This is a genomic window from Hymenobacter sp. B81, assembly GCF_044628455.1.
Taxonomy (GTDB): domain Bacteria; phylum Bacteroidota; class Bacteroidia; order Cytophagales; family Hymenobacteraceae; genus Solirubrum.
This window is the reverse complement of record NZ_JBIYZW010000002.1, coordinates 309900-336380: the sequence shown is the minus strand read 5'-3', so window position 1 is coordinate 336380 and position 26481 is coordinate 309900. Positions and strand designations below refer to the sequence as shown.

The 26481-nt window shown below is 65.3% G+C and carries 19 protein-coding genes; 11 read left to right on the top strand and 8 right to left on the bottom strand.

Annotated elements, in window-relative coordinates; genetic code table 11:
* The first annotated feature begins 276 nt into the window (after nucleotides 1-276).
* The 3 genes from ACE191_RS12525 (at nucleotide 277) to ACE191_RS12515 (ending at nucleotide 4066) form a co-directional block, all read left to right on the top strand.
* Nucleotides 277-1188, top strand: coding sequence for a DUF72 domain-containing protein (locus ACE191_RS12525; RefSeq protein ID WP_400192570.1), 912 nt, complete (start codon nucleotides 277-279; stop codon nucleotides 1186-1188).
* Nucleotides 1189-1275: 87 nt separating this feature from the next.
* The gene (locus ACE191_RS12520) at nucleotides 1276-3411 is read left to right on the top strand and encodes a matrixin family metalloprotease (RefSeq protein WP_400192569.1); all 2136 of its coding nucleotides are present in this window, start codon (nucleotides 1276-1278) and stop codon (nucleotides 3409-3411) included.
* A gap of 82 nt (nucleotides 3412-3493) precedes the next feature.
* A complete protein-coding gene (locus tag ACE191_RS12515; protein WP_400192568.1) occupies nucleotides 3494-4066 on the top strand; it encodes a hypothetical protein in 573 nt (190 codons plus the stop codon).
* Between the two features lie 3 nt (nucleotides 4067-4069).
* Here ACE191_RS12515 and ACE191_RS12510 read toward each other — a convergent pair whose 3' ends face one another.
* The gene (locus tag ACE191_RS12510) at nucleotides 4070-5095 is read right to left on the bottom strand and encodes a DUF3667 domain-containing protein (protein ID WP_400192567.1); all 1026 of its coding nucleotides are present in this window, start codon (nucleotides 5093-5095) and stop codon (nucleotides 4070-4072) included.
* Between the two features lie 279 nt (nucleotides 5096-5374).
* Between ACE191_RS12510 and ACE191_RS12505 the strand changes: the two genes are divergently transcribed.
* A complete protein-coding gene (locus ACE191_RS12505) occupies nucleotides 5375-8275 on the top strand; it encodes a PA14 domain-containing protein (RefSeq protein ID WP_400192566.1) in 2901 nt (966 codons plus the stop codon).
* An 85-nt stretch (nucleotides 8276-8360) separates the two neighbouring features.
* Here the strand turns inward: ACE191_RS12505 and ACE191_RS12500 are convergent, their stop codons facing one another.
* Nucleotides 8361-9104, bottom strand: a complete 744-nt coding sequence (locus tag ACE191_RS12500) for a head GIN domain-containing protein (RefSeq protein ID WP_400192565.1) — start codon at nucleotides 9102-9104, stop codon at nucleotides 8361-8363.
* Between the two features lie 182 nt (nucleotides 9105-9286).
* On the opposite strand from ACE191_RS12500, the gene ACE191_RS12495 reads away from it, so the two are divergent.
* Nucleotides 9287-9757: a nuclear transport factor 2 family protein gene (locus tag ACE191_RS12495; protein ID WP_400192564.1), complete on the top strand. Its 471-nt coding sequence runs from the start codon at nucleotides 9287-9289 to the stop codon at nucleotides 9755-9757.
* 143 nt (nucleotides 9758-9900) lie between these two features.
* Here ACE191_RS12495 and ACE191_RS12490 read toward each other — a convergent pair whose 3' ends face one another.
* Entirely contained in the window at nucleotides 9901-11961 is a 2061-nt protein-coding gene (locus ACE191_RS12490) for a M13 family metallopeptidase (RefSeq protein WP_400192563.1), read from the bottom strand.
* Between the two features lie 260 nt (nucleotides 11962-12221).
* Between ACE191_RS12490 and arfB the strand changes: the two genes are divergently transcribed.
* The gene (gene arfB / locus ACE191_RS12485; protein WP_400192562.1) at nucleotides 12222-12629 is read left to right on the top strand and encodes an alternative ribosome rescue aminoacyl-tRNA hydrolase ArfB; all 408 of its coding nucleotides are present in this window, start codon (nucleotides 12222-12224) and stop codon (nucleotides 12627-12629) included.
* A gap of 237 nt (nucleotides 12630-12866) precedes the next feature.
* Here the strand turns inward: arfB and ACE191_RS12480 are convergent, their stop codons facing one another.
* Together ACE191_RS12480 and ACE191_RS12475 are read right to left on the bottom strand one after the other, a co-directional pair.
* Entirely contained in the window at nucleotides 12867-13277 is a 411-nt protein-coding gene (locus ACE191_RS12480; protein WP_400192561.1) for a hypothetical protein, read from the bottom strand.
* 213 nt (nucleotides 13278-13490) lie between these two features.
* Nucleotides 13491-14123, bottom strand: coding sequence for a hypothetical protein (locus ACE191_RS12475; protein ID WP_400192560.1), 633 nt, complete (start codon nucleotides 14121-14123; stop codon nucleotides 13491-13493).
* A 1402-nt stretch (nucleotides 14124-15525) separates the two neighbouring features.
* Here ACE191_RS12475 and ACE191_RS12470 point away from each other — a divergent pair.
* Nucleotides 15526-15816, top strand: coding sequence for a GIY-YIG nuclease family protein (locus ACE191_RS12470; protein ID WP_400192559.1), 291 nt, complete (start codon nucleotides 15526-15528; stop codon nucleotides 15814-15816).
* A gap of 186 nt (nucleotides 15817-16002) precedes the next feature.
* Here the strand turns inward: ACE191_RS12470 and mgtE are convergent, their stop codons facing one another.
* Nucleotides 16003-17388 (bottom strand): magnesium transporter, encoded by a 1386-nt coding sequence (mgtE, locus tag ACE191_RS12465; RefSeq protein WP_400192558.1) that lies wholly within the window; start codon nucleotides 17386-17388, stop codon nucleotides 16003-16005.
* Nucleotides 17389-17708: 320 nt separating this feature from the next.
* On the opposite strand from mgtE, the gene ACE191_RS12460 reads away from it, so the two are divergent.
* The 4 genes from ACE191_RS12460 (at nucleotide 17709) to ACE191_RS12445 (ending at nucleotide 22218) form a co-directional block, all read left to right on the top strand.
* The gene (locus ACE191_RS12460) at nucleotides 17709-18554 is read left to right on the top strand and encodes a cyanophycinase (protein ID WP_400192557.1); all 846 of its coding nucleotides are present in this window, start codon (nucleotides 17709-17711) and stop codon (nucleotides 18552-18554) included.
* Nucleotides 18555-18679: 125 nt separating this feature from the next.
* A complete protein-coding gene (locus ACE191_RS12455) occupies nucleotides 18680-19966 on the top strand; it encodes an OmpP1/FadL family transporter (protein WP_400192556.1) in 1287 nt (428 codons plus the stop codon).
* A 24-nt stretch (nucleotides 19967-19990) separates the two neighbouring features.
* On the top strand, nucleotides 19991-21469 hold the full coding sequence (locus tag ACE191_RS12450) for an SGNH/GDSL hydrolase family protein (protein ID WP_400192555.1): 1479 nt from the start codon (nucleotides 19991-19993) through the stop codon (nucleotides 21467-21469).
* A gap of 278 nt (nucleotides 21470-21747) precedes the next feature.
* Complete coding sequence (locus ACE191_RS12445; protein ID WP_400192554.1) at nucleotides 21748-22218, top strand: hypothetical protein; 471 nt, start codon at nucleotides 21748-21750, stop codon at nucleotides 22216-22218.
* Between the two features lie 62 nt (nucleotides 22219-22280).
* On the opposite strand, the gene ACE191_RS12440 is transcribed toward ACE191_RS12445, so the two are convergent.
* Together ACE191_RS12440 and polA are read right to left on the bottom strand one after the other, a co-directional pair.
* Nucleotides 22281-23270 carry a YpdA family putative bacillithiol disulfide reductase gene (locus ACE191_RS12440; protein ID WP_400192553.1) on the bottom strand — a complete coding sequence of 330 codons (990 nt, stop codon included), beginning with the start codon at nucleotides 23268-23270 and terminating at the stop codon, nucleotides 22281-22283.
* Between the two features lie 230 nt (nucleotides 23271-23500).
* Complete coding sequence (polA, locus tag ACE191_RS12435) at nucleotides 23501-26386, bottom strand: DNA polymerase I (protein ID WP_400192552.1); 2886 nt, start codon at nucleotides 26384-26386, stop codon at nucleotides 23501-23503.
* Between the last annotated feature and the right edge of the window lie 95 nt (nucleotides 26387-26481).

Genomic DNA, 26481 nt, shown 5'->3' with positions numbered 1-26481 from the left:
GCGCAAAGCCAAGCCCGGGGTAAAAGAAATAAAATTATCCTTTTCTAATAATTATTGCATTAAGCCTAACTTGGACTGGTCGGCGAAAAGGCTGATTGTGTTTGCTTAAGGAGGATTTTGTATTCCGGAAGGAGAGTTGGGTAAGCTCGACCGAAATAAGATTATCCGCCGTCGAAAAAAAATTCCGTTCCAGAACCAGCTTTTCCCGGAGAGCTGGTTGCGCAAGTCGGGAATAATGCGTAAAGCCGGCGCGGCAGATTTGCGTAGGTTTGAGGCATGGATTTTGGCCGCCTTCCCGAGCTGCGCGGAGTTGACTTCGCCCTGCCGCCCGACCACCCCGACACCCCCGCCCTGTTGCAGCGCGCGGCGCCCCCGGCTGCGCCGGCCGGCATCTGGGTGGGCTGTCCTACCTGGACCAACCGCGCCTGGCTGGGCACCTGGTACCCGCTGGGTTTGCGCGAAACCGAGCAGCTGGCCTGGTACGCCCGGCAGTTCAACAGCCTGGAAGTAAACGTGACCCACTACCGCGTGCCCGATGCCGAAACCGTGCGCCGCTGGCTGGCCGCCACGCCCGAGCACTTTCGCTTCTGCCCCAAGCTGCCCCAGGCCATCAGCCACGACCGGGAGCTGTTCCGCGCCGAAGATTTGACCAACAGCTTCTGCCGCGCCCTCGAAGCCCTCGGGCCGCGGCTGGGCACGGCCTTTCTGCAGCTGCCGCCCACCTTCGCCCCGCAGCAGCTGTCGCGGCTGGAGCGCTACCTGCTCGACTGGCCCGCCCACCTGCCCCTGGCCGTGGAGCTGCGCCACCCCGCCTGGTACCACGACCGCGGCCTGCTGGCCGAGACCGGCGCGCTGCTCGAAGCCCTGGGCAAAACCTGGGTTATCAGCGACGTGGCCGGCCGCCGCGACGTGCTGCACCAGCGCCTGACCACGCCCACGGCCTTCGTGCGCTTCAACGGCCACGCCCTGCACCGCACCGACTACCTGCGCGCCGACGCCTGGGCCGAGCGCCTGGCCGAGTGGCTGAGCCAGGGTTTGCAGGCGGTCTACTTCTTCATCCACCAGCGCGACGTGAACGATGCCCCGCTCTGGGCCCAGCATTTCCTGCTGCGCCTGGGCAAGCTCACCGGCCGCGAGCTGTTTCTGCCCAAGCTGGTGGTGCAGCCCGTACAGGGCAAACTGTTCTAACCGTCGCCGGCCGCGCAAGTATCCGGCGGCCGGGCGCACCGACTGGCCCTGGGCTGCGTATGTTGGGGCGGTTTCAGCCCTGCTTCCATGCTGTCTTGCGTTACTTTCCGGGCCCTGCGCCTGCTTTTTGCCGGCCTGCTGACTTCGGCCGTAGCCGCGGCCCAAGCCCCGGCCGCCGAGGCCACCCGCTGCCTGCTGCGCCCACTCGACCCGGCCGCGCGCGCCCAACGGGCGACGCTGGTAGTCGAAGGCGAGGTGCTGGAACAGCGCAGCTTCTGGGACGCGCCGCGGCGGCGCATCTACACGGCCCACACCGTGCGCGTGTTCCGGCTGCTGAAGGGCACCCTGCCGGCCGGCGCCCGCGAGCTGACGGTGCTGACCGAAGGCGGGCAGGTGGGCAACGAGCTGCAGGTGCTCACCAACACGCTCGCGCTGCGCCGCGGCGAGCAGGGCCTGCTGTTTCTGACCCCGAGCCGACTGAGCGGAACGGCCGCCGGCGCCTGGGAGGTATACGCCAGCCAGCAGGGCTTCGTGCGCTACGATTTGGTGGAGCTGAGCGCCGCCGAGCCCTTCCGCCGCTATCCGCAGATTGACGCCGAGCTATACCGGCAGCTGCTGCCCGGTCTGAGCCAGCCGGCGCGGGTGCTGGCGCCCAATCCCGCGCTGCTGGCCGCCCAGGCCCGCCACGCCGAAGCCGGCCGCGACGTCAACGCCGCGTTGATTACCAGCCTGAGCCCGCTTACGCTGCGCGCCGGCACCGGCGAGGTGCTCACCATCAGCGGTCTTGGCTTCGGGGCCGCGCCCGGGCAGGTGGCCTTCCGCAATGCCGACGACGGCGGCAACTCCTACACCCCTGCGCTGCGCGCCGACATCCTGGCCTGGTCCGATACCCAGATTCGGGTGCGGGTACCTTCATTTACGGTCACCACGGCCCTACGCAACGGGCAGGAGGTAGTCATTAACCCGCCGGCCGGCTCGGGCCCGGTGCGGGTGCTGACGGCGGCGCAGGAAGTGGCCACCAGCGCGGTGCCGGTAACCATCCTGTCGGCCCAAACCAACATTCGCGAAACCGGTACCCTGCAGGTGGTGCCCACCGACCACTTCAACCAAAACGGCCGGGGCGGCTATTCCTTCCGCTATTCCCCTGACTTTGCCCAGAACACCGGCGCCCGGCAGGCCTTCGAGCGCGCCTTGGCGCAGTGGCGCTGCCACACGGGCATCAACTGGGAAGTGGGCCCGGTGCGTCCCGGCCGCGGCACCGGCGTCGACGACGTGAACTCGGTGGAATTCAGCCAGAGCGGCGAGCTGCCCGCCAACGTGCTGGGGCGGGCTACCACCAACTACCTGGGCTGCTTCAACCCGGCCGGGGAGGTGGTTTTCCGCGTCCGCGAAATCGACATGCAGTTTGCCCCCGACGTGGACTGGCAGTTTGGCCCCGCACCGGCCGCCGCCCAGCAGTACGACTTCGAGTCGGTGACGGTGCACGAGTTGGGCCACGCCCAGCAGCTCAGCCACGTCATCCGGCCCGGGGCAGTGCTGCACTACGCCATTGGCCGCGGCCAGACCCAGCGCCAGCTCGACCCGGCCAGCGACGTGGCCGGCGGCCGCACCGTGCTGCTCACCCGCAGCCTAGTGCCCGATGCCTGCGGCCCCGGGCCCATGCTGCCCGCCCCGCTCAACGGTCAGCTACTGGCCCGGGTGGATGCCGGGGGAGTAGCCCTGAGCTGGGAAACCCGCGACGAGTGCAACGTGCAGGCCTTCGTGGTCGAGCGCAGTGCCGACGCCCGCAGCTGGCAGACGCTGGCCTCGGTGCGGGCCGCGGCCCCCGGCGGGCAGGCCGGCTACGGCAGCAACGACGCGCAGCCGCTGCCGGGCCTGAGCTACTACCGCCTGCTGGTGGAGCTAACCGACGGCACCCGGCTGCCGGCCGCGCCGGTGGCGGTGCGGGCCGGCGCTGCGGCCGTGGACTTCGCCGTGTACCCCAACCCCGTGGCGGGCCGCGAGGTGCAGCTGGAATACCAGGCCCCGGCGACCGGCGACCTGATCGTGCGGGTGTATGACGCGCTGGGCCGCTACCACGGGGGGCAGCGGCTGGCCGTGCAGCAAACCGGGCTCAGTTTGCTGACATTTTCGCTGCCCGCGGGCCTGAAAGCCGGCTGGTACGCCCTGCGCTGGGAAGCCGCCGGCCGCGGCGGCACGGTGCCCCTGCTGAAAGTGGAATAATATTTGGCACCGCGCCGCCGTAATCCTTGCTCCGCCCAAGCTGCCCGGCCGGCTCGCGGCGGCGCTACCTTTGTCGCTACCTATGAATAGAGCTTCTTTCCTTCGGCTGACGCTGGCCGCCGCTACATTGCTGCTGGCCCAACCCGCCGCCGCCCAGAAATACCGCACGGCCATCGGCACCCGCCTGGGCAGCAACAACTACGGGCTCACCATTCAGCAGAAGGTGGGGGAAAAGGTCACCATTGAGGGCCTGGGGCTGCTGCGGGAGCGGGAAGTGACGGGCACCGTGCTGGCCGAGCGGCACTTTCCTATTCTGGGGCCCAGCCTCAACTACTACTTTGGCGCCGGCGGGCATCTCGGCCGCCACAAGGACTACGGCACCGTGGGTGGCTTCGACGCGCTGGTGGGCGCCGAGTACAAGGTGGCCTTCATTCCCATCGTGCTCAGCTTCGACTTCAAGCCGACCTACGAGCTGAACGGCGACGACTGGTTCCGCTTTCCCACGGCCTTCTCGGTGCGCTACGTGCTCATCAAGGAAAAGAAAAAGGAGTCGGTCTTCGACGGCCTGTTTGGTGGCAAGGACAAAGCCCGCAAGAAAAGCCGCAAGTCGGCCCAGCCCGAAAGCCAGCCCCGCCTGCTCGACCGCATCTTCTAGCCGCTAAAGCAGCGCCGCACCCAGCAGCACCATGCTGATCAGGCCCACGAACAGCACCAGGGCGTAGCTCACGATCAGCAGCAGCGACTTGGCGGCCGATTTGCGCCAGCTCTGCCCGTACACGTGGCGCAAGGCCAGCAGCAGGTAGATGGGTGGCCCCCAGATCAGCACCTGCACAAACCAGTCGTTGTGCAGCAGCCAGGTCCAGATCATGTTCAGCATGAACAGGATCAGGAAAAAGCTGTGCAGGTGCAGCGAGAAGATGAGGTGGCTCAGGTAGTAGCGCCGCTGCCGCACGTACAGCAGCTTGAGCAGCAGCGCAAACACCGGCATCAGGAAAAACAGCGTCACCGACAGGCTCTTGAGAAAGCGCTGGCGCACTTCGTCGACGGTGGCGGCCTGGAAGCGGGCGTACTGGCGAAACATGAACCGCGTGGTGCTGGAGGGCGTGGTGCCCTTGCTGCGCAGCAGCGAGTCGATGCGGGCGTCAGTCGGGTCCTGTTCGTAGCTGGCTACGTCGGCTTCGCTCCAGGTAAAACCGTCCACGGCCGAGTTCAACTCCACCCGGCGGCGTTGCGCCAAACGGCGGGCTAGCGAATCGGCCACCTGGGCTTCGGCCCCGGTGTTGAGACGAATGGAGTCGGCTACCGCGCCCGCGGCCGTGCCGTCGCTGACGATGGCTTCGGCGAAGCGGCGCCGGTCGTGGCCCGCGCTCAGCGAGAGCAGCAGAAACAGCACGAAGCTGGTGAACACGTACAGCCGGATGGGCGGCACGAAGGGCATGCGGCGGCCCTCGTTGAAGTGGCGCGTGAGGCGGCCGGGCAAAAACAGCAGCCGCAGCGTGCGGAAAAACTTGCCGTCGAAGTGAAACAGCCCCTCCAGGGTTTCCTCCACGAAGTGCGCCACCGACAAATCGAGCGGGTGATTCTGCTGCCCGCAGCTGGGGCAGTAGGCGTCGGGACCCGGGTTGGCGCGGAAGTCGTAGCCGCAGTTGGGGCAGGTGGGCAGGCGGGCAGAGTCGTGCGCCATCGAGGGCGAAGGGAACGGGCGCGAAGCCACCGGCGGCTCCGAGCCTGCAAGTAAGTATTTCTGGCCGATCAAAATGGCTGCTGAGGCCCCGCAGCCGCGTTTTTATTGACTGTGGGCCGGGCGGTAAGTGCGACTAAGCTGGGTAGGAGAACAGGACATTTCTACGCTAAAAATCACTTTTGTAGAAATAAGTATATAAATATCTTGCAAAATTATCTTGGAAGCGTATATTTATTAGTGCCTGCCACACCGCTTTTCCACTTTTTAAGCAGCATGGATATGAAGAAGTTCTGCTCAGCGTTCCGGCCGCTTGGCTGGGTGTTGCTGCTGCTTGGTTGGGCCGCCAGCAACCCCACCATTGCCCAGCCTGCGGGCTGCACCGGCACCGACCCCGGGGGCAACCCGGCCACCAACGGTTTGTACGCCGAATACTACTCGGGCTACTTCAACGACGACCACAGCTTCTTCACCGCCGGTCCTGCGCCCCTGGCCCGCGTCGACGCGCAGGTCAACTTCGCCACCGACGACGGCTGGGGCAACATCGTGCCGCCGGCCAGCAACAACCTCAGCAACCCCGACGAGTACAGCGCCCGGTGGCGCGGCAGCATCCTGATTCCGGTAACCGGCGCCTACACCTTCTACCTCACCTCCGACGACGCTTCCTACCTCTGGCTCGACGACGACGCCCTGGATTTGCCCGCCCAAAGCAGCCGCGCGGCCATCGACAACGGCGGGGCCCACGGCGCCATCACCCGGCAGGTAACGCGCACGCTCACGGCCGGCCTGCACAACGTGCTCATTCACTTCGGCGAAAACCTCTACGGCAACACCGTGGTGTGGGAGTGGGCCAGTGCCGATGCCGGCATCGTGCGGGCCCCCGTGCCCAGCTCGGTGCTGTGCACGCGGGTGCTGCTCACCAAGCAGCTGCCCCAGTCCATCAGCTATGTGCCGGCCACCGCCGAAACACCCAGCGGCACGGCCGTCAGCTCGGCGGTGCCGCTGGTCAACGACGGAGGACTGCCCGTGACGGGCTTCGCTATTGCCAACGCCGCCCTGCTGCCGCCGGGCATCAGCATCAATGCCGCTACCGGGGTACTCACGGCCAATGCTTCGGTGCCCACCGGCGTGTACCCGGTGAGCGTGACGGTAACCAACGCCGATGGCAGCAGCACCTTCGCCAACGCGTTCAGCTTCGATATTCTGCCGCCCCCGCCCTCGGGCTGCGCCGGCACCGACCCCGGTGGCAACGGCGCCCGCGCGGGCCTTTACCTCGAAGTCTTTGCCGGCTACTTTGCCGATGACCCCGCCTACTTCACCGCCAATACCCCCGCCCTGCAACGGGTGCAGAGCACCGTCAACTTCACGGCCAACAACAGCTGGGGCAACATCACGCCCCCGGCTACCGGCACGCCCACCAACCCCGATGAGTTCAGCGCCCAGCTGCGGGGCAGCATTCTGGCGCCAGTGGCCGGGTTCTACACCTTCTACCTGACCTCGGACGACGGCTCGTTTATGTGGCTCGACAACGCAGCACGGGCCGCGCCGGCCCAGCTCAGCGCGGCCCTCATTCGCAACGGCGGCTTCCACGGCCCCGAAACCGAACAGGCTACGGTGTACCTGACCCCGGGTCTGCACAACGTGCTGATTCACTACGGCGAAAGCGGCGGCGGCAACGTGCTGACGCTGGAGTGGAGCAGCGCCGCCGCCGGTATTGCCCGCCAGGTTGTGCCGCAGCAGGCGCTGTGCTCGGTGGTGCAGCCCCTGCGCTTCCCGCCCCTGGCCCTGAGCTACGCCCCGGCCTCGCGCTCGATGGTGCAGGGCAGCACGTCCTCGTCGCCGGTGCCCACCGTGAATGACAACGGCCACCCGCCCATTGTGGCCTTCGTGCCGGCCGACCCGGCCGGGCTGCCCGCCGGGCTGAGTTTGAACGCCAGCACCGGGGTGCTGACCGCCGATGCCACCCTCGCCCAGGGCAGCTACCCCATCGACCTGCTGGTGACCAACCCCGAGGGTGCCGGCCTGTTTCGGGCGGCCTTCACCTTCGTGGTGACGCCGCCGCCGCCGCCCAGCTGCGCCGGCGCCAACCCCGAGGGCCAGCCGGCTACCTCGGGGCTGTACGGGGAGTACTACGCGGGCTACTTCGACGATGAGGCCGACCGGCAGGCCTACTTCAAGAACAACACACCCCTGATCCGGCGGGTGGAAAGCCGCATCAACTTCCTGACCGCGGCCGACTGGGGCGCCATTGTGCCGCCCGCGCAGGGCGACGAGAGCAACCCCGACCGGTTCAGCGCCCGGTTCCGCGGCAGCATCTACGTGGCCACCCCCGGGCGCTACACCTTCTACCTGACCTCGGACGACGCCTCCTACCTGTGGGTTGACAACGCCGCGCTGGCCTCGGTGCCCGAAACCAACGCGGCGCTGATCCGCAACGGCAACGGGCACCCGCCCATCACCATTGCCGACAGCGTGGTGCTCACGGCCGGCCTGCACAACATCCTGATTCACTACGGCGAGTACGTGGGCGGCAACGTGCTGCAGCTGGAGTGGAGCAACCGCAGCGCGGGCATCGCCCGGCAGCTGGTAGCCACTACCTCGTTCTGCACCGTGCAGCAGCCCGCCCGCCCGCTGCCGGTGTCGCTCACGCGCTTCGAGGCCCGGCCCAAGGGGGCAGCGGTGGACGTGAGCTGGGAAACGGCCCAGGAGCGCAACAACCGCTACTTCGAGGTGGAGCGCTCGGCCGACGGGCGCAGCTACCTGGCCCTGGCGCGCCTGCCTGGCGCCGGCGACGCCGCTGAGCCGCGCCGCTACCAGCACCTCGACGCCCAGCCCCTACCCGGAATAGCCTACTACCGCCTGCGCCAGGTCGACTTCGACGGCACTACCACGACCAGCGCGCCGGTAGCGGTGCTGATGCCCCGCACGCCGGGCCGCGGCCCCGCCGCCACGGTGCACCCCAACCCCAGCCAGGGCCGCTTTGTGCTGCGGCTGGCCGAGCCGGCCGAGGCGGGCACCGGGCTGGAGCTGCTCGACCTGCGCGGCCGCCGCGTGCACGAAGCCGTGGTGCCGGTGAATGCCCGCGAGCAGGTGGTGGAAGTGCCGGGCCTGAGCAAGGGCGTGTACCTGCTGCGGCTGACCTCGCCCGCCGGCCGCAGCACCCAGCGCCTCGTGATTGAATAACCACCGTCGCCCTGCAGTAACCAGCCGCCCCGCCCGCTCCGGTAACGGAACGAGCGGGGCGGCTGGCTTGGGAGTGGGTTGGGGCTTAGCTGCCGACCACGCGGCCGCTGCCGCTGATGTGCTTGGTGATGCGGGGCTGGCCGGTGTACTGCACGCTGCCCGAGCCGGAGATGTGGGCGTCGAGGGTCTGACGGGCCTGCAGGCGGCAGCTGCCCGAGCCGCTGAGCCGGGCCGTGGCGGCTTCTACCCGCAGCTCGGCGGCCTGCACCCGGCCCGAGCCGCTGATGGCCACGCTCAGGCTGGGGGCGCTGCCGCTCACGTCGATGGAGCCCGAGCCCGACACGCTGGCCTCGACGGCGCCCTGGGCCTGCACCGGCGCCTGCAGCCGGCCCGAGCCGCTGACGCTCAGCCGCAGGGCGTTGGTGCGCAGGGCCTCGGGCGCCCGCAACACGCCCGAGCCGCTCACGGCCAGCAGCTTCACCTGCGGCGCGGTTACCAGCACCTTCACCTTGCCGCTGAAATCCTTCCAGCTGAATCCCTTCTGCTCCTTGGTGCCGATGCGCAGGCGGCCGTTCGTTACGGTGGTTTCCAGGCGGGCCAGGTCGGCAGCGGCGCCAATTACCTCGACCCGCTGCGTGCTGCCCTGGCGCACTTCCACCTCCACCGACGAAGCCAGCGACACTTCCGAGAAATCGGCGACCGGGCGCACCTCGCGGCGCGGGTCTTCGGCGGGAGCTACGGCTGCAGCCGGGGTGGCGGCGGCCGGGTGGAAGGCGGGCAGCGTGGTCAGCAGCGCGGCACCGAGGGCGAGGTAGGAAAGTTTGTTCATGGCAGCAAGCAAGTGGAAGTGGGACATATCGCTCAGATGCAGCGGCGGGGGCAAGCGTTGCCCGGGGCGCGGCGCCGTTCAAAAAAGAAAGCTTCGCGGCCGCGGCTGAAAGGAAGGTAAGTCGAAAGGCGGGTTTTTTCGCCAGCTTTAGGCCCACTTCCTGCCCTGCCCGCTCCCACACCATGACGCCCAACGAAGAACTGCTGCACCGCTTTTACCAGGCCTTTCAGCGCCGCGACCACGCCGGCATGGCCGCCTGCTACCACCCCGAGGCCACGTTCGAGGACGCCGCCTTTCAGCTGCAGGGCCGGCAGATCGGGCTGATGTGGCGCATGCTCTGCGAGCGGGGCAAGGATCTGCGCCTGACCTTCAACGACATCCACGCCGACGAGCAGCAGGGCCGCGCCACCTGGGACGCGCGCTACACCTTCGCCCAAACCGGGCGGCCGGTGCACAACCACATCCGGGCGCACTTCACGTTCCAGGACGGGCTCATCCGCACCCACCACGACGAGTTCAGCTTCTGGCGCTGGTCGCGGCAGGCGCTGGGGCCGGTGGGCTGGCTGCTGGGCTGGACGCCCTGGCTGCAAAAGAAAGTGCAGGCCAGCGCCCTGAGCAGCCTGCAGAAGTTTCAGACCTCGCGGGCTGCCTAGAATCGATGGATGGCCCGGCAGGTATCAGAGCGCCTTTGCGGTAGCCGGCCCCACCTCCGGGCGTGCCCAGCAGCCCAGCAATTACAAGGCCCGACCACAACGAGTGCGGTCGGGCCTTGAGTCAACTGATTGCGGCGCCAGACTTACCAGATGGTTACGCGGGTGGAGTCGGGGCGGTAGAGGGCGTGGTTGGGCCGAACGCCGAAGGCCTCGTAGAAGGCCGGCACGTCGGCCATGGGGCCGTTTACGCGGTACTTGGCCGGGGAGTGCACGTCGGTGAGGATGCGCTGGGCCAGTACTTCGTCGCGCTGGTGGCTTTGCCAGCCCAGGGCGTAGCCCAGGAAGTAGCGCTGCGAGGGGGTGAGGCCGCCGATTTTCTCGTTCTTCTTGAACTGCTCGGTTTTTTTAAAGGCGTCGTAGGCAATGACGATGCCGCCCAGGTCGGCAATGTTTTCGCCGGCCGTGGCCTTGCCGTTGATGTGCATGGAGTCGAGCACGGTGTAGCCGTCGAACTGGCGCACGATCTGGTTTACGCGCTGCTTGAAGGCAGCCCGGTCCTGCTTGGTCCACCAGTTGCGCAGGTTGCCCTTCTCGTCGAACTGGCTGCCCTCGTCGTCGAAGCCGTGGGTGAGCTCGTGGCCGATGGTGCTGGCCCCGCCGTAGCCGTACACGATGGCGTCGTCGGCGTCTTCGTCGCGCAGGCCGGGAATGGCGAAGATGGCCGCCGGCAGCACAATCTCGTTGTTGGAGGGGTTGTAGTAGGCGTTGTAGGTCTGCGGGCTCATCTCCCACTCGGTGCGGTCCACCGGCTTACCCAGCTTGCCAATGTTGTAGCGGTACAGCCACTGGTTGGCGCGCATCACGTTCTGGGCGTAGGAGTCGCGGCCGATGGTGAGCGAGGAGTAGTCTTTCCACTTGTCGGGGTAGCCCACCTTGGGCGTGATTTTGTTGAGCTTGGCCAGGGCCTTCTGCTTGGTGGAGTCGCTCATCCAGTCGAGGGCCTGAATATGCTCGCGGAACGAGGCTACCACGTTCTGCACCATCTTCTCGTAGCGCTGCTTGGTGGCGGGCTTGAAGTACTCCTGCACGAAGAGCTGGCCCAGCATCTCGCCCATGGCGTCTTCCTCGTTGTCGAGCACGCGCTTCCAGCGGGCGCGCTGCTCTTTCTGGCCCTGCAGCACCGTGCCGTAGAAGCGGAAGTGCTCGTCGTCGAGGGGCTTGCTCAGCTCGGTGGCGAAGGTGTTTACCAGGTGCCACTGCAGGTAGGCCTTCCAGTCGTCGATGGGGGTCGTTTTGAGCAGCTGCCCGGCGGTGCGGTAGTACTCGGGCTGGCCCACGATGACGGTATCGGCCTTGGCCAGCTCCATCTTGCCTAGCCAGCTTTTCCAGTCGATGCCCGGGGTGAGGCGGCCCAACTCGGCCACGCTCATCTTGTGGTAGTTGGCGTAGGGGTCGCGCAAGTCTTCCAGCTTGCGGCTCGACTTGGCCAGCGCCGTTTCCAGCTTCAGCACGCGGGCGCTGTTTTGCTGGGCGGTGGCCGCGTCCTGGCCCATCAGCTCAAACATGCGGGCTACGTGCCGGCCGTACTCCTGGCGGATGCCGGCCGTGCGCTTGTCCTGGTTGAAGTAGTAGTCGCGGTTGGGCAAACCCAGGCCGGCCTGGTAGAACTGCAGGGCCATCTTCTCGCTGTTCTTGGCGTCCTGGCCCACGTAGAGTCCCAGCAGCGCGTTCACGCCCAGGGGCTTGAGGCGGGCCACCGCGTCCTGCACGTCCTGGGCCGTGCGCATGGCCCCGATGCGGTCCAGTTCAGCCTTCAGGGGCGTGATGCCCTGCTGGTTGATGCGGGCCGAGTCCATGCCCGTGGCCCAGAAGTCGCCGATTTTCTGCTGGTTCGAGCCCTGGGCGGCATTGGCCTTGGCCGCTTCCTCGTTGATGGCGCGCAGGCGGGCGTACACCTCGTTCTGCACTTCCTTGCCGATGCTCCAGGAGCTTTCGGAGGCCGGGATGGGGTGCTTTTTCAGCCAGCCGCCGTTGGCGTAGGTGAAAAAGTCGTTGCCGGGGTGCACGGTGGTGTCGAGGTTGGCCCGCAGCAAATCCGGCTGCGCGCCGCCCTTGCCGCCCGACTGGCAGCCGGCCAGCACGGCCGTCAGCCCCAGGCCGAGCAGCAGGGCCTTGCCCCGCAAAAAAGTAAAGGTGTGGTTCATTGTAAAAGAGTAGGAGAGAAGGAAGGCGAAAGTAGGCTTTCGGCCGCAGGATAGGAACCGGAGACGCGGCCAAGGTTGCAGCGGCGGGGGGAGGTGGATCGGTTGAAGTAGCAACTAGAAGGACCCGTCCTAAACAGCTTCCTGGGAAGTAGGAAATCGGCGCAATGATGAATTGGGTAGTTTCGGCCCCGGAGCCAAATCGGCGCGGGTACGTATGCCTGCTTTGCCCCGGCATCTCCATCCCAACTACCCTAATCCCCATGCTGCCTCCCCCCGACGCTTTTTGGTCTGAACTCCAGGTGCAAACCAGCCGCAGCAGCGGGCCGGGCGGGCAGAACGTGAACAAGGTGGAGTCCCGGGTAGAGCTGCGCTTCGACGTGGCCCACTCCCTGCTGCTGAGCGATGAGCAGAAGCAGCGCATCCTGGAAAAGCTGGCCCCGCAGCTCACCGCCGAGGGGCTGCTGGTCGTCACGGCCCAGGAAGACCGCAGCCAGCTGCGCAACAAGGACATTGCCCTGCGCAAGCTGCACGAAGCGCTGGCCAAGGCCCTGCACCGCCCCAAGGCCCGCAAGCCCACCAAGCCCAGCAAAAGCGCCGTGCGCAAGCGCCTCGAAACCAAAAAGAAACACGGCGAGAAGAAAGCCAACCGCCGCGACATTGATCATTGATCAGTTACCATTTATCAATGCGGCGTAACTGGCCGGGCCGCAGCGCGCCATAGCGCGCCAGTAGCGCGAACTATGTAGTTCGCGTGCCAGAACGACCCAACGGCGCGGGGCACGCGAACTACAAAGTTCGCGCTACGTCGCGCTACGGAGTGCTGCTACGCGCTACACGAAAAAGCGCCCCACCTGATTAGGTGGGGCGCTTTGCATTTAAGCCAGGGGTGGGGGAGCCGGGCGGGCTTAGGCGGGCAGGCTGTCGCGGTGGGTTTGCACCTGCGGAATCAGGGCCAGGAGCTCGGCGTGGGTCTGGGTGGCCAGGGCCAACTCAAACTCCAGCAGCACGCGGTCGTCGGGGCCCTGCTTTTCCGACTGGTTGAGCAGCTGGTTGCGTTTGCGGGTGTTGGTGCCGAGCTCGTCTTCCAGGTCGCGGCGGGGCCGGCCGTCGGGCATGGTGGCCAGCTCGGCCTGGGCGTTGTTGATGCGGTTGGTCAGGCGCGCTACTTCGGCGGCGCGGGCTTCGGGGTTGCCGAAGGTTTCCAGGCGGAAGGCCAGGTTGGACATGCGGTTGGCCGCCTCGGTGCGGCGCAAACCCAGGGCCGTGATGACCTGGTCGGAGTCGGCCTTGGTGAGTTGGTTGAGGGTGTAGGACATGGAGAGAGTTGGGGAATGAGGGTGAAACCACGGTTGCGTGTTCCATCCGGCGGCCGGTGTCGCGCTGGCCCCGCCGGGTACCCCGGCTGAAGGCAGATTGCTGAACGGGTGGCTCCCCTGCACGACCCTGGCTAAAGCTCCAGGGGGGTAATCGACGAGGTAGCGGATACGGTCACGTAAAACAGAACGCCTGAATATAGTTATCGGCGGGTATTATGCAAAGGCCTCAGGCTCTGGCAGGGGCAGCACCTCGTTCGGCACTTCTCCCAGGGCCTCGCCCAGCACCTGACCCAGCGCGGCGGCCTCGGCCTCCAGCCCGGCCAGGCGGGCGCGCAGCAGCGCCACCGGGCCAGGGCCGCTGCGGGTTTCCAGCTCGGTGAGGGCCGCGTTGTGCAGCAGCCGCAGCTCAATCTGCTGGTCGGCGCGGCGGCGCTCGGGCAGGGGCGCGTCGGCCTCGGTGGCCGCCAGCGCGGCGGGCAGCTCGGCGGCCTGGGCCAGCAGGCGCGTGGCCGGGGCCGCCCGCCCCGGCAGCTCGTGGCCGAGGCGGTAACGCAGGCGCCGCGCCTGGTCGAGGCAGGCGGCGCGGCGCGCCAGCAGGGGCGCGGGGTCGAGGGCCGGCGGCGCGGGCTCGGGCGCGCCGGGCGCCGGCAGCAGCCGCGCCAGCGTCCGCAGGCGGTAGTAGGCGTCGGGCGGCAGGGGGCGGGCGTCGGTTTCGGCCTGGGCTACGTGCTGCTGACACAGGCCCAGGAGGCGCCCCAGTTCCGCTTGGCTCAGGCCCCAATATGCCCGGATGGCCGGTGCCAATCCCCGAGCAGCCGCGTCGGGCGCTTTCGTTGGGTGTTTCATGTCGTTACCTGGAAAAAAGCCCGCCGCCTATCGTCGGCGTTGCTGCTTCCAAGATACACGCAGTTGATGCCTTGTAGTAAGATTTAGAGGTGGTCAAATTCTTACTACACGTTCCAGCCGCGAAACCTTGTAGTAAGATTTCGAGGGGGGCAGATTTTTACTACACGGTCGAGCCGCGCTGGCTTGTAGTAACTTTTTAGTGCCCTCTAAATCTTACTACGCACTCGGCCCGACCCGGCGAGTGGTGCCACGACTCCAAAGTCGTGGCACCACTACGTTTAAGCCGCCCATAAGTAACCGTAGCATTCAGCCCGTGCTGCCGAGGCCCCAGCCCGTCATGCTGAGCGAAGGTGTAGCCGNACTCCAAAGTCGTGCCCCCACTACCCACTCTTGCAATCAGAGGCGGGGCGAGGCTTTACAGCAGACATCACCCCCAGCCCTCTCAAAAAGAGAGGGGAGTGGATGCTATCGGACGGCGGGGGGATGTAGTGGGGTGCTTGCGGAATACCGTCAGGTCTGCGGCGTTACAGCGGCAGCAGCGGAATCATACCTTGCCACTGCTAGTCAGTAAGGGATTGATAGTACTCAATCATAAGGGAACGGAAGCCTAGGAACTCCCGCCCAGCTTACTGGCTCGTTTCTGTTTGCCCGCTGGGCAATTCCCCAACGCCTTCTAAGGGCGAGGTGAATTATTGTAAGAGCTCCATAAACGGAACAGGAATACAGCGAAGGGTATCATTAGTATAAAACAGAAACCACCGCCGATGAGGCGATAAAACCAACTTGCACACGCAATTAATGCCAGCACGTTTGCCAAGACTATTGCAGTAGCACGGGAGTTAGATTTGCCTATTGTACTTATAAACCAGATAATCAAAGTGGTTGCGATTATTGTGTAGATTAAATATATCAGTGCCTGTATTGGGGAGGTTTCATTAAGCAGTAGAATAGCGAGCATGAAAGTCATGATTAGTGCGTGTTTGGATTTTACTAAAAAGAGGCTTTGAACGTCATGCTGAGCTTGTCGAAGCATCTCTACCGCTTCGTTAGAGTAAAGGCTTAGGTAACCCTTTGTCTGTAAATCATGGCACTTCAACCTTGTCCCAACTGTGGAGAGCGTGGCTTTACCTGGAGTATTTCAGGAGATGACGCAGGTAATGATGTGACTTTGTGGGGGTGCTGGGACTGCCAGTATACTGCATTCGAATACGACGAAAGCGCTTCAAGACCTTGTCAGCATTGCAAAACAGGCCAGGAGTCTAGGCTTACCGATCAGCGGCGGGTTTATTGGTGGTGTTACCAATGCAACAAAACGACGACAATTGAAGAGCTTAAGACGGAATAGTTGCGCGGCAGAGATGCTTCGGCTTCGCTCAGCATGACGTTCTGAAACCGCACCAGCATGTACGTCTACATCTTGACCAACCCCACCCAAACCGTGCTCTACATCGGCGTGACGAATGACCTTCGGCGCCGCCTGTACGAGCACAGCAGCGGGCGGGGCGACGCCGGCAAATTCACCGGGCGGTATCAGGCTGACTTGCTGGTGTACTTCGAAATTTGCCCCGATGCCGTGCAAGCAATAGCGCGGGAAAAGCAGCTGAAAGGCTGGACCCGCCGGAAGAAAGACGCGCTGATTGCGGCTTTTAATCCGACGTGGCAGGCCATTGATTTGGAAACGTGGGCCGGCTGACCCCAATGAAGCAGTAGAGATGCTTCGACAAGCTCAGCATGACGAACTGAGGTTGGGTTCACTATCCGGCGAGATGCCTCGGCTGCGCTCGGCATGACGTTCCAGGGCATATTCGGCCATTCCCTGCTCGTCAAGCCCAGACAGGCTCGACAGGCTGATCAATGTTAATTGATCAATGATAAATGACTACAGCAGCGTACCGCTCAGCAGCCAGGAGGCCAGGGTGAAGTACATGATCAGGCCCGTCACGTCAACCAGGGTGGCCACGAAGGGGGCCGAGGACGTGGCCGGGTCGAGGCCCAGGCGCTTGAGCAGCAGCGGCAGCATGGAGCCGGCCAGCGTGCCCCAGAGCACGATGCCCATCAGCGACAGCGCCACGGTGGCGCCTACCAGCTGCCAGTAGGGGCCGTACTCGTTGAAGATGTTGGCCCAGACGGCGATGCGCGCAAAGCCCACCACGCCCAGAATAGCCCCCAGCGCCAGCCCCGACAACACCTCGCGGCGCATGATCAGCCACCAGTCGGAAAGCGAGATTTCGCCCAGCGAGAGGGCGCGGATAACCAGCGTCACGGCCTGGGAGCCGGAGTTGCCGCCCGAGCTGATGATGAGCGGAATAAAGCTGGCCAGCACCACGGCCTTCTGGATTTCCTCCTCGAAGTGGCCCATGGCCGAGGCCGTGAGCATCTCGCCGATGAGCAGCAGCACCAGCCAGCCGGCGCGCTTCTTCACCATCTGGCCCACCGAGGTGAGCAGGTAGGGCTCGTCGAGGGCCTCCGAGCCGCCTAGCTTCTGGATGTCCTCCGTGTCTTCCTCTTCCCGAATGGCCAGGATGTCGTCGATGGTCACGATGCCGAACAGCACCCCGTCTTCGTTGACCACCGGCAGGGCCGTGCGGTCGTTTTTGCGGAACACCTCAATGGCCTCTTCCTGGTCCTGCCGGGCCTTGAGGCGCACGAAGCGGCGGTCCATCATCTCGCTGATCGGCTGGGTGGGCTGGGCCAGCAGAATCTGCCGGATGCGGATGTCGTCGAGCAGCACGCCGCGCTCATCGGTCACGTACAGCACCGAGAGGGTTTCCGACTGCCCGCCGTGCTCGCGCAGGTAGTCCAGCACCTGCTGCACCGTCCAGCCTTCCCGGATGGCAATGTAGTCGGGCGTCATCAGGCGGCCCACCGAGTACTCGGGGTAGCCCAGCAGCTCCAGGGTCACGCGGCGCTCCTGCTCCGAGAGGGTCTGAATCAGCTCCCGCACCAAATCGTCGGGCAGAAACTCCAGCAGGGCCGTGCGGTCGTCGGGCGACATCTCGTTGAGGATGTCGGCAATTTTCTCCTGCGAGAGGTTTTCCAGGAAGTGGCGCTGCACCTCGCGCTCCAGGTACTCAAATACCTCGATGGCCCGCTTCAGGGGCAGCAGCCGGAACAGAATCAGCTGCTCCTTCTCTTCCTGCTCCTGAATGATTTCCACCACCTCCGGCGTGTCCAGACTTCGCAGCAGCTTCTTCAAACGCAGGAATTCCCGCTGATCGAGCAGGTCCGTGATTTGGTCCAGGGCCAGTTGCTGTTGCGTAGTCATGGCGGCTCAGAAGCTGTTGTTTCGCTAGGCAAAACGGGGTTTGGTGAAAGGGCGCGCAAAGGTATTTTGCGGCCGCAAGAAATCCACCGGGCCAACCGGCATTTTCCCGGAAAAATTCCGCCCCGCCCCGGCCGGCGGGCTCCCGGCGCGGGGCGGCGCAACGGCAGCGTACTCATCGGCTTAGCCCGCCCGCGTGCGGCTGATCGGGCCACACCGGGCCGAGGTGGCGGCGGCTCAACTGTAGCCTTTTCGGCGGCTGGCCGTAGTTTTGGCGGGTCGCCGCCGCGCGTAGCCTGTACTTTCCTTTATTCTGTTGGCTCATGGCGTCTTCCGCGAAGCATCCCCTCGGTACCCTGCTGGCCCTCGGTGGCGGCGACGACGACGCCCTGCTGGTGCTGCTGTGCGAAATGCTGTCGGCCGGCGTGGGGCCGGTGGAGGTCATCTCGTCGGCAGCCACCAACCACCCGGTGCGCACCGGCACGGCCTACGTGGCAGCCCTGCGCGAGCTGGGCTGCGCCGAGGTGCAGCACCTGCGCGTGGATGCGCGCTTTCCCGGCGACCGGCCCGCCACGCTGCGCCGCCTCGAAGAAGCCGGGGCCGTGTTCTTCACCGGCGGCGACCAGGAGCTGATAACCGAGCACTGGCTGCACTCGCCCGCCCTGGAGGTGCTGCAGCGCCGCTACCAGCACGACGAGGCCTTTATCATTGCCGGCACCAGCGCCGGCGCCTCGGTAATGCCTTCGCAGATGATTGTGGGCGGCCACGGGGCCCGCGCCCTCACCAAGGGCGGTCTGCACACGGCCCCGGGGCTGGGCTTGCTGCCCCACCTCATCATCGACCAGCACTTTGCCGAGCGCGGGCGCTTCGGGCGGCTGGCCCACGCCGTGCTGCAGCACCCGGCCACCATTGGGCTGGGGCTGGGTCAGGAAACCGGCGTCATCATCCGCCGCGGCCACCAGGCCGAGGTGTTCGGCGACGGGGTGATGATGGTGGTGGATGGCCAGAAGCTGCGCGGCGACAACCTGGGCCGCATCGGGCGGGGCGAGCCGGTGGCCGGGCAGGATTTGCGGGTGCACCTGCTGGTGGCCGGCCAGCACTACAATTTGCGCACCCGGCGGGTGGTAAATTCCGCCGACGACGACGATGCCGCAACCGGCCGGGAGTAGCTTACCTTTGCCCGCCGGAGCCCGGATTTCGCATCGACCGAAAAGTAGTCGGCATGCCGCCATTTTCTGGGGAAATTTCCGCTACATTTAGCTCACACAACCCTTTTTTCCCTTACTCACCGAGTATGACTCTAAAATCTCTACTCCTTGCCGGGGGCGCGCTGCTGGGCGCCACGGCCGCGCAGGCGGGCGGATTCCAGGTAACCCTGGCCGGGCAGAAAAACAACGGCATGGGTGGCGTTGGAGCCGGTCTGGCCCTCGATCAGGCGGCCATGTTCTACAACCCCGGCGCCCTGGCGATGGTGCGCGAGCGGGGAGTGCAGGTGGGCGTCAACGCCACGATGGCGCGCTCGGTGTTCCGCGGCCAGTACGCCGGCACCCAGTACGACAACAGCGCCCGCACGCTCGACAACACGGTGACCACGCCCTTCAACCTCTACGCCGGGTTTGGCCCAACGGAAGGCAAGTGGAAAGCCGGCATTGCCGTGTACACGCCCTTCGGCAGCAAGCTCGACTACGCCGACGGCTGGGAAGGCCGCTTTGCGCTGACGGAAATTGACCTGAAGTCGATTTTCGTGCAGCCCACCGCCAGCTACGCCGTCAACGACAAGCTGAGCGTGGGCGCGGGCCTGGTAGTGTTTGCCTACGGCGCCGTGAACCTGCAGCGCGACCTGCCGGTGCAGAACCCCAACGGCGGTGGCACCTACGGCCACATCGAGCTCGACGGCAAGGCCGACACCAAGCTCGGCTTCAACGCCGGCGTGTTCTACAAGGCTACCGAGAAGCTGAGCGTGGGCGTGAGCTACCGCTCCAAGATCGACGCGGTGGTGAAGGGCGGCGACGTGACCTTCACCAACCTGCCCAGCAGCCCGGTGGTGCGCAGCAACTTCGGCGCCAGCAAGTTCGACGTGATGCTGCCCCTGCCGGCTACCACCACCCTGGGTCTGGGCTTCACGCCCCTGGAAAAGCTGACCCTGGGCCTCGACGTGAACTACGTGCAGTGGAGCGCCTACGAAAAGCTGGAGTTTACCTTCGACCAGCCCGTGAACGGCTCCAACACCAGCTCGTCGGTGCGTGATTACCAGGATGCCTTCACCTTCCGCCTCGGCGGCCAGTACCAGCTCACCGACGCGCTGACCGTGCGCGCCGGCGGCAGCTACGACATGTCGCCGGTGAAAGACGGCTACGTGACCCCCGAAACCCCCGATGCCGACCGCATTTCGGGCACCGTGGGCTTGTCGTACAAGTTCGGCGAGAAGTTCGGCGTCGACCTTTCCACGCAGTTCGTGCGCATTCAGGAGCGCACCCAGACCCAGCAGGAGCTGATCAACAACAACGTCACCGACCGCGTTGCCGGCACCTACAAGACGAACATCGTCATTCCGGGCATCGGGCTGAACTACAATTTCTAATCTGGGCTTTTCGACTTGCAACTCATGCATACGCTTTTGAAAAAATCGACCCCGGCGCTGGCCCTGCTTGGGCTGGCCCTGGGTAGCTGCCAGCCCGAGCTGGACGCCCCCAAGGCTGACCGCGGCACGGCTGACTTCACCAAGTACGTAGCCGTGGGCAACTCGCTGACGGCCGGCCAGATGGACGGTGGTCTGTCGCGCGAAGGCCAGTACAACTCCTACCCCAACATCCTGGCCGGGCAGTTCAGCAAGGTGGGCGGCGGGCCCTTCCCGCAGCCTTACTTCAACGACGTGCAGTTCAACGGCTCGGGCTACCTGCGCCTGCTGGGCTTCACCACCCCGGCCCCGCCGGCCGAGCCCTCGCCCATTACGGCGCCGGTTACCACCAACCTGGCCGTGCGCGGCGTAGTAAACACACGCACCAACCCGCAACTGCCGATCTACACCCGGTTTGCTGACCCCATCAACAACCTGGGCGTGCCCGGCATCCGCATGTCCGATATCGAGACGGTGGGTTACGGCAACGTAGCCAGCACGGGCGGCACCCCGGTGAGCCCCACGCCGGTGTTCAACCCCTTCTTCGAGCGCATCAGCCCCTCGAACAGCAACCAGACCTACCGGCAGCGGGTAGCGGCCTCGGCCCCGACCTTCTTCACCTACTGGCTGGGCAACAACGACGTGCTGGGCTACGCCACCTCGGGCGGCCTGGTACCCGTAACGCCGCCGGCCGCCTTTGAAGCCCTGAACAGCGGCATCATCGACGACCTGACCGCCAACGGCGCCAAGGGCGTGGTAGCTACCATTCCCGACGTGACCAACATTCCGTTCTTCACCACGGTAGGCCCCACGTTCCGTCGCACGCTCACCCGCCTCAACGTGCCGGCCGTGGTGGCTACCACCGGCGGCTTCTCGCTCACCGGCCCGATTGCGCGCAAAGTGGTGCCCCGCGAGGACATCCGCGACGCCACCGGCGGCCGCCAGCTGTTCACGCTCACGGCCGCGCCCTACCTGGCCACGGTAGGTCAGCCCGGCGGCAAAGCCTGGCGCGACGTGTACAACCAGGTGCGTGCCAACCTGCCCGGCGTGCCCCTGTCTTTGTTCCTGCTGAGCCAGCAGATTGATACCACGCAGGCCTTCGGCGTGACGGCGGGCAACCCCATTCCCACTACGCTGCTGCTCGACGAAACCGAGCAGGCCGTAGCGCAGGCTACCACTACGGACTACAATAACATCCTGCGCAACAAGGCCAACGCCAAGAACCTGGCTATTTTCGACGCCAACGTGTTCTTCGGCCAGGTAGCCCAGGGTGGCTTCGCCACCAACGGCGTGCGCAACACTGCCAACTTCGTTACCGGCAACCTGTTCTCGCTCGACGGCGTGCACCCCACGCCCCGCGGCTACGCCGTTATTGCCAACGAGATGATTCGCGTCATCAATGCCAAGTATGGCTCGTCGGTACCCTTCGTGAATGCCAATGCCTACCGCGGCGTGCTGATTCCCTAACCGGAACCCGGCCGCCGGCCTCGCAACGGGCCGCTTCTGCTTTCGGGCAGGAGCGGCCCGTTTGCTTGCCCAGGAGTTGGCTACTGCCGGGCCGGCGGCTGCATAGGCTGCGCGGCCGCATATGGCATATAGATGTGATGCATTAAAGAAAAATTTGTTTACCGGGGTAGGCGCGGCCTTTTTGCCCTAACATACTTGTGTTGAGCTAAGCGGCAGATTTTCAGGTGATAGGTAAGTAAGATTGCAGCGTCTTCCGCAACCACTCAACTCCTACCGCTATGAAAACTCTCCGTCTGCCCCTGGTGTGGGCTCTGGCTGCTGCCGCGGCGCTGTCGGCCTGCAAAAAGGATAAAGACCCCGAGCCCAGCAAAACCGACCTGCTCACCGACAGTGACTGGATTCTGAGCGCCCATACCGTAAGCCCGGCCATGGAAATGAATGGTCAGCTGACCACCGACCTATTTCCCCACGTGCGCCCCTGCGACCGGGACGACGTGCTGCAGTTTGACCGGCCCAACGCCTATTTCCTCGACGAGGGCGCCAGCAAGTGCGGCAGCGGGCCGCAGTCGTCTCCCGGCACCTGGGCCTTCACCGACAACGAAACCGTGCTGCGCACCCAACTCAACGGCAAAGATGCCAACACCTACAACCTGCTGGAGCTGAAAAACGGCACGCTGCGGCTGCGCGGCGAGCAGGTAGGCGACGACGGCGTAACCTACACCCACACCTTCACCTTAGTCAAGCGCTAAGGTCGGCACGATTGAGCGGCGTTGCCCGTTGTTCCGCCCCGGAGCAGCGGGCAACGTCGTTGTTAAGGGCGGCTGGCCAGGTGCCCGGCAATGACCTGGGCGTGGTGGCGGCCGTTTTCAATAAACCAACGGCTGGTGTTCAACCCCCCGCATACGGTGCCGGCCAGATACACGCCCGGACGGTTGGTTTCGAAGCTCTCGGGGTCGTAGTGCGGGGTGCAGGCTTCGTCGGACTGGCAGGCAACGCCCAGGGCCGCGAGCAGGGCATAGTCGGGGCGGTAGCCGGTGAGGGCGTACACGAAGTCGGCCGGCAGCGCCTGGGGGCCGTCGGGACCCAGTACCTGCACCGCGTCGGGCGTAATGGCCTGCAGTGTGGTATTGTACAGGGCCGTGATGCGCCCTTCGGCAATGCGGTTGAGCAAGTCGGGACGGATCCAGTACTTCACCGACTCGCTGAGGGCCGCGCCGCGCACCACCAGCGTCACGCGGGCGCCGGCGCGGGTGAGGGCCAGCGCGGCTTTGGCCGAGGAGTTTTTGGCGCCCACCACCACTACCCGCTGCCCGGCGTGCGCGTAGGGCTCTTTGTAGTAGTGGCTCACGTGGGGCAGGTCTTCGCCCGGCAGCCCCAGGCGGTTGGGCACGTCGAAAAAGCCGGTGGCCACCACCACGGCGCGCACCGGCACCGTGCCGCGCGAAGTGTGCAGCTCGAAGCGGCCGGCCTCGCCCGCGAGGCCCGTCACGCGCTCGTAGAGGCGCAGGGGCAGCTTTTCGGCTTCGGCCACACGGCGGTAGTAGTCGAGGGCTTCCTCCCGGATGGGCTTGTAGTGGGCCGTGGGAAAGGGGTAGCCGCCGATTTCCAGCAGCTCGGGCGTGGAGAAAAACTCCATGTTGGTGGGGTAGCCCACCAGCGAATTCACCAGCGCCCCTTTGTCGAACACGGCCACCCGCCGGCCGCGGCGCTGAATTTCGAGGGCGCAGGCCAGCCCCACCGGGCCGGCCCCGATGACGGCTACGTCGTAGTCTGCGCTGAAAGTATCGGAAGCAGTAAGCATACGCAGGGTATAAGCCGGCAGAGCCGCCGGATGTTCGCGGTGCGCCGGAAGTATATGCCAAACCAAGCGCCGCCCCGGCCCGACAGACGGACGAGGACGGCGGCAGGTTTTCCGCCGGGCGTTAAGCACTCGTTCAGCAGTGAGCGTGCAGAAAAGCCCGTAATGCTTATTCCGGCGCCCGCTCGGCGAAGCATGACCCACTAAAGGCTGCGTTGCTGATAGTTAACTCCTTAGTGGGCCTGCAGCCAGTTTTCGCCGGTGCCAATTTCCACTTCCAGCGGCACCTGCATGGGCAGGGCATTGACCATCAGCTCGCGGATGCGGGGCTGAATCAGCTCGACTTCCTCCCGGGGCGCGTCGAACACGAGTTCGTCGTGTACCTGCAGAATCATGCGCGTGCCCAGCTTTTCTTCCAGCAGCCAGTCGTGAATGCGGATCATGGCTACCTTGATGATGTCGGCGGCCGTGCCCTGAATGGGGGCGTTGATGGCGTTGCGCTCGGTGTAGCCGCGCAGCGTGGCGTTGCGCGAGTTGATGTCGCGCAGGTAGCGGCGGCGGCCCAGCAGCGTCTCGGCGTACTCCAGGTCGCGGGCCTTGCGGATGCTCTCGTCCATGTACTGCTTCACGGCCGGAAACTCCTGGAAGTAGGCCTCAATCAGGTCGGTAGCTTCCTTGCGGCCGATGCTCAGGCGCTGGGCTAGGCCGAAGGCCGAAATGCCGTAGATGATGCCAAAGTTGGCCGTCTTGGCCTTGCGGCGCATGTCGGAGTCGACCTGGTCGAGCGCGACGCCGAAGATTTTGCTGGCCGTGCTGGTGTGAATGTCGAGCCCCTGGCGGAACGACTCGATCATGGTGGGGTCCTGCGAGAACGAGGCCATGATGCGCAGCTCGATCTGCGAGTAGTCGGCCGCCACCAGGATGTGGTCCTTATCGCGCGGCACGAAAGCGCGGCGGATTTCGCGGCCCTTCTCGGTGCGAATGGGAATGTTCTGCAGGTTGGGGTTGGTGCTGGAGAGGCGCCCGGTGGCCGTCACGGCCTGGTTGAACGAGGTATGGATGCGGCCGTCCAGCGCGCACACCAGCTGCGGCAGCGCATCCACGTAGGTGCTCTTGAGCTTGGTGAGCTGGCGGTGCTCCAGAATCATGGCCGCAATGGGGTGCTCCAGGGCCAGCACGCTCAGCACCTCCTCGCCGGTGGCGTACTGCCCGGTCTTGGTTTTCTTGATTTTGCCGCCGCCCAGCTGCAGGCGGTCGAACAGCACCTCGCCGAGCTGCTTGGGCGAGGCAATGTTGAACGGCTCCCCGGCCACCCGGAAAATCTGTTCCTCCACCTCGCTGATGTAGCCCTGCAGGGTCACGGAGTAGTCGGCCAGGGCGCCGGCGTCGATGCGCACGCCCTCGTACTCCACGTCGGCCAGCACCGGCACCAAGGGGTTTTCCACGTCGTTGAGTAGCGGCAGCAAACCCTGCGCGGCCAGGCGGGGCTCAAACACGTGCTTGAGCTGCAGCGTCACGTCGGCGTCCTCGCAGGCATAGTCCGACACCTCGGCGGGCGGCAGGTCGGCCATGGTTTTCTGGTTTTTGCCCTTGGGCCCGATCAGCTCCAGAATGCTGATGGGGGAGTAGTGCAGGTAGGTTTCGGCCAGCACGTCCATGTTGTGGCGCATGTCGGGCTCCAGCAGGTAGTGAGCCAGCATGGTATCGAACAAGGGCCCGCGCATGGTCACGCCGTAGTGCTTGAGAATACTCAGGTCGTACTTGATGTTCTGGCCGACCTTGGTGATGTGCGCGGCGTCGAAAAACGGGCGGAACTCGTCCACGATGGCCTGGGCTGCCTCCTGCTCGTCGGGCCCCGCGGGCACCGGCACGTAGTAGGCCTCGCCCGCGCGCCAGCAGAACGAGAGGCCCACCAGCCGGGCCGTCATGGTGTCGAGGCCGGTGGTTTCGGTGTCGAACGACACTTCCTTTTGTTTGAGCAGAAACTGCACAAGGCTGCGCCGGGCGCCGGGGCTGTCTACCAGATGGTAGTGGTGCTCCACGTCGTCGATGGTGCGGCGCGGGCCGCTGCCGGCGGGCGTGCCCAGCTCGATGTCGTCGGCATCGGCGCCCTCGGCGGCGCGGGCCAGGGCATCGTCGGCCGCGTCGAACAAACCGGGACCGGCCGGGCCGCCCACCTTGGGGCGGCGGGCGCCGCGGGTACCGCCGGTGGTAGCCCCTTCGCGGCGGCCCGCGCCGGCGTCACTCAGGATGCGGGCGGCCAGCTGCCGGAACTCCAGCTCGTCGAACAAGCTGGTGAGCTGCTGCTCGTCGGGCTTGTCCACAATCAGCTGCTCGGGCTCGAAGGCAATGGGCACCGAGGTGTGGATGGTGGCCAGCTCCTTGCTCATGAGCCCCTGCTGGGCAAACTGCTCCACGTTTTCGCGTTGCTTGCCCTTGAGCTGGTCGGTGTTGGCCAGCAGGTTTTCCACCGAGCCAAACCGCTCGATGAGCGCCCGCGCCGTTTTCTCGCCGATGCCGGGAATGCCGGGAATGTTATCGGAGGCGTCGCCCATCAGCCCTAGGATGTCGATGACCTGCTCCACGCGCTCCACGCCGAACTTCTCGCGCACCCGGGCCACGTCATACACCTCGGCGGCGTTGCCCATGAAGGCGGGGCGGTACTGCTTGATGTGTTCGGTCACCAGCTGGCAGTAGTCCTTGTCGGGCGTCATCATAAACACCTCGAACCCCTCGCGCTCGGCCTGCTGGGCCAGCGTGCCAATAACGTCGTCGGCCTCGTAGCCGTCGACCTTCAGGATGGGAATGCGGAAGGCCTTGATGATCTGCTTGATGTAGGGAATGGCCAGGCCGATGTCCTCGGGCATGGCCTGGCGGTGGGCCTTGTAGTCGGCGTACTGCTCGTGGCGGAAGGTTTTCTTGGCCGCGTCGAAGGCCACGCCCAGGTGGGTGGGCTTTTCCTTTTGCAGCACTTCCACCAGGGTGTTGGTGAAGCCCAGGATGGCCCCGGTGTTGAGGCCCTTGGAGTTGATGCGCGGGTTCTTGCTGAAGGCGAAGTGCGAGCGGTAAATCAGCGCGAAGGCGTCGAGCAGGAAGAGTTTCTTGGGGGCGTCGGACATAAGTGCGAAGTAAACAAGAACTCGGTGAGCAGGCCCGCACGAGCGCAGCGGCCCGTGGCTATCTTGCGGCAAAGTATTCTCACCAAAGGCAATTA

Bases quoted from the DNA above. Each gene is read 5' to 3' on its own strand.
- ACE191_RS12490 (WP_400192563.1), bottom strand. From the start codon at position 11,961: ATGAACCACACCTTTACTTTTTTGCGGGGCAAGGCCCTGCTGCTCGGC.
- ACE191_RS12520 (WP_400192569.1), top strand. From the start codon at position 1,276: ATGCTGTCTTGCGTTACTTTCCGGGCCCTGCGCCTGCTTTTTGCCGGC.
- ACE191_RS12500 (WP_400192565.1), bottom strand. From the start codon at position 9,104: ATGAACAAACTTTCCTACCTCGCCCTCGGTGCCGCGCTGCTGACCACG.
- arfB (WP_400192562.1), top strand. From the start codon at position 12,222: ATGCTGCCTCCCCCCGACGCTTTTTGGTCTGAACTCCAGGTGCAAACC.
- ACE191_RS12460 (WP_400192557.1), top strand. From the start codon at position 17,709: ATGGCGTCTTCCGCGAAGCATCCCCTCGGTACCCTGCTGGCCCTCGGT.
- ACE191_RS12450 (WP_400192555.1), top strand. From the start codon at position 19,991: ATGCATACGCTTTTGAAAAAATCGACCCCGGCGCTGGCCCTGCTTGGG.
- ACE191_RS12445 (WP_400192554.1), top strand. From the start codon at position 21,748: ATGAAAACTCTCCGTCTGCCCCTGGTGTGGGCTCTGGCTGCTGCCGCG.
- ACE191_RS12470 (WP_400192559.1), top strand. From the start codon at position 15,526: ATGTACGTCTACATCTTGACCAACCCCACCCAAACCGTGCTCTACATC.
- ACE191_RS12505 (WP_400192566.1), top strand. From the start codon at position 5,375: ATGAAGAAGTTCTGCTCAGCGTTCCGGCCGCTTGGCTGGGTGTTGCTG.
- ACE191_RS12475 (WP_400192560.1), bottom strand. From the start codon at position 14,123: ATGAAACACCCAACGAAAGCGCCCGACGCGGCTGCTCGGGGATTGGCA.
- ACE191_RS12510 (WP_400192567.1), bottom strand. From the start codon at position 5,095: ATGGCGCACGACTCTGCCCGCCTGCCCACCTGCCCCAACTGCGGCTAC.
- ACE191_RS12495 (WP_400192564.1), top strand. From the start codon at position 9,287: ATGACGCCCAACGAAGAACTGCTGCACCGCTTTTACCAGGCCTTTCAG.
- ACE191_RS12480 (WP_400192561.1), bottom strand. From the start codon at position 13,277: ATGTCCTACACCCTCAACCAACTCACCAAGGCCGACTCCGACCAGGTC.
- ACE191_RS12515 (WP_400192568.1), top strand. From the start codon at position 3,494: ATGAATAGAGCTTCTTTCCTTCGGCTGACGCTGGCCGCCGCTACATTG.
- mgtE (WP_400192558.1), bottom strand. From the start codon at position 17,388: ATGACTACGCAACAGCAACTGGCCCTGGACCAAATCACGGACCTGCTC.
- ACE191_RS12525 (WP_400192570.1), top strand. From the start codon at position 277: ATGGATTTTGGCCGCCTTCCCGAGCTGCGCGGAGTTGACTTCGCCCTG.
- ACE191_RS12440 (WP_400192553.1), bottom strand. From the start codon at position 23,270: ATGCTTACTGCTTCCGATACTTTCAGCGCAGACTACGACGTAGCCGTC.
- polA (WP_400192552.1), bottom strand. From the start codon at position 26,386: ATGTCCGACGCCCCCAAGAAACTCTTCCTGCTCGACGCCTTCGCGCTG.
- ACE191_RS12455 (WP_400192556.1), top strand. From the start codon at position 18,680: ATGACTCTAAAATCTCTACTCCTTGCCGGGGGCGCGCTGCTGGGCGCC.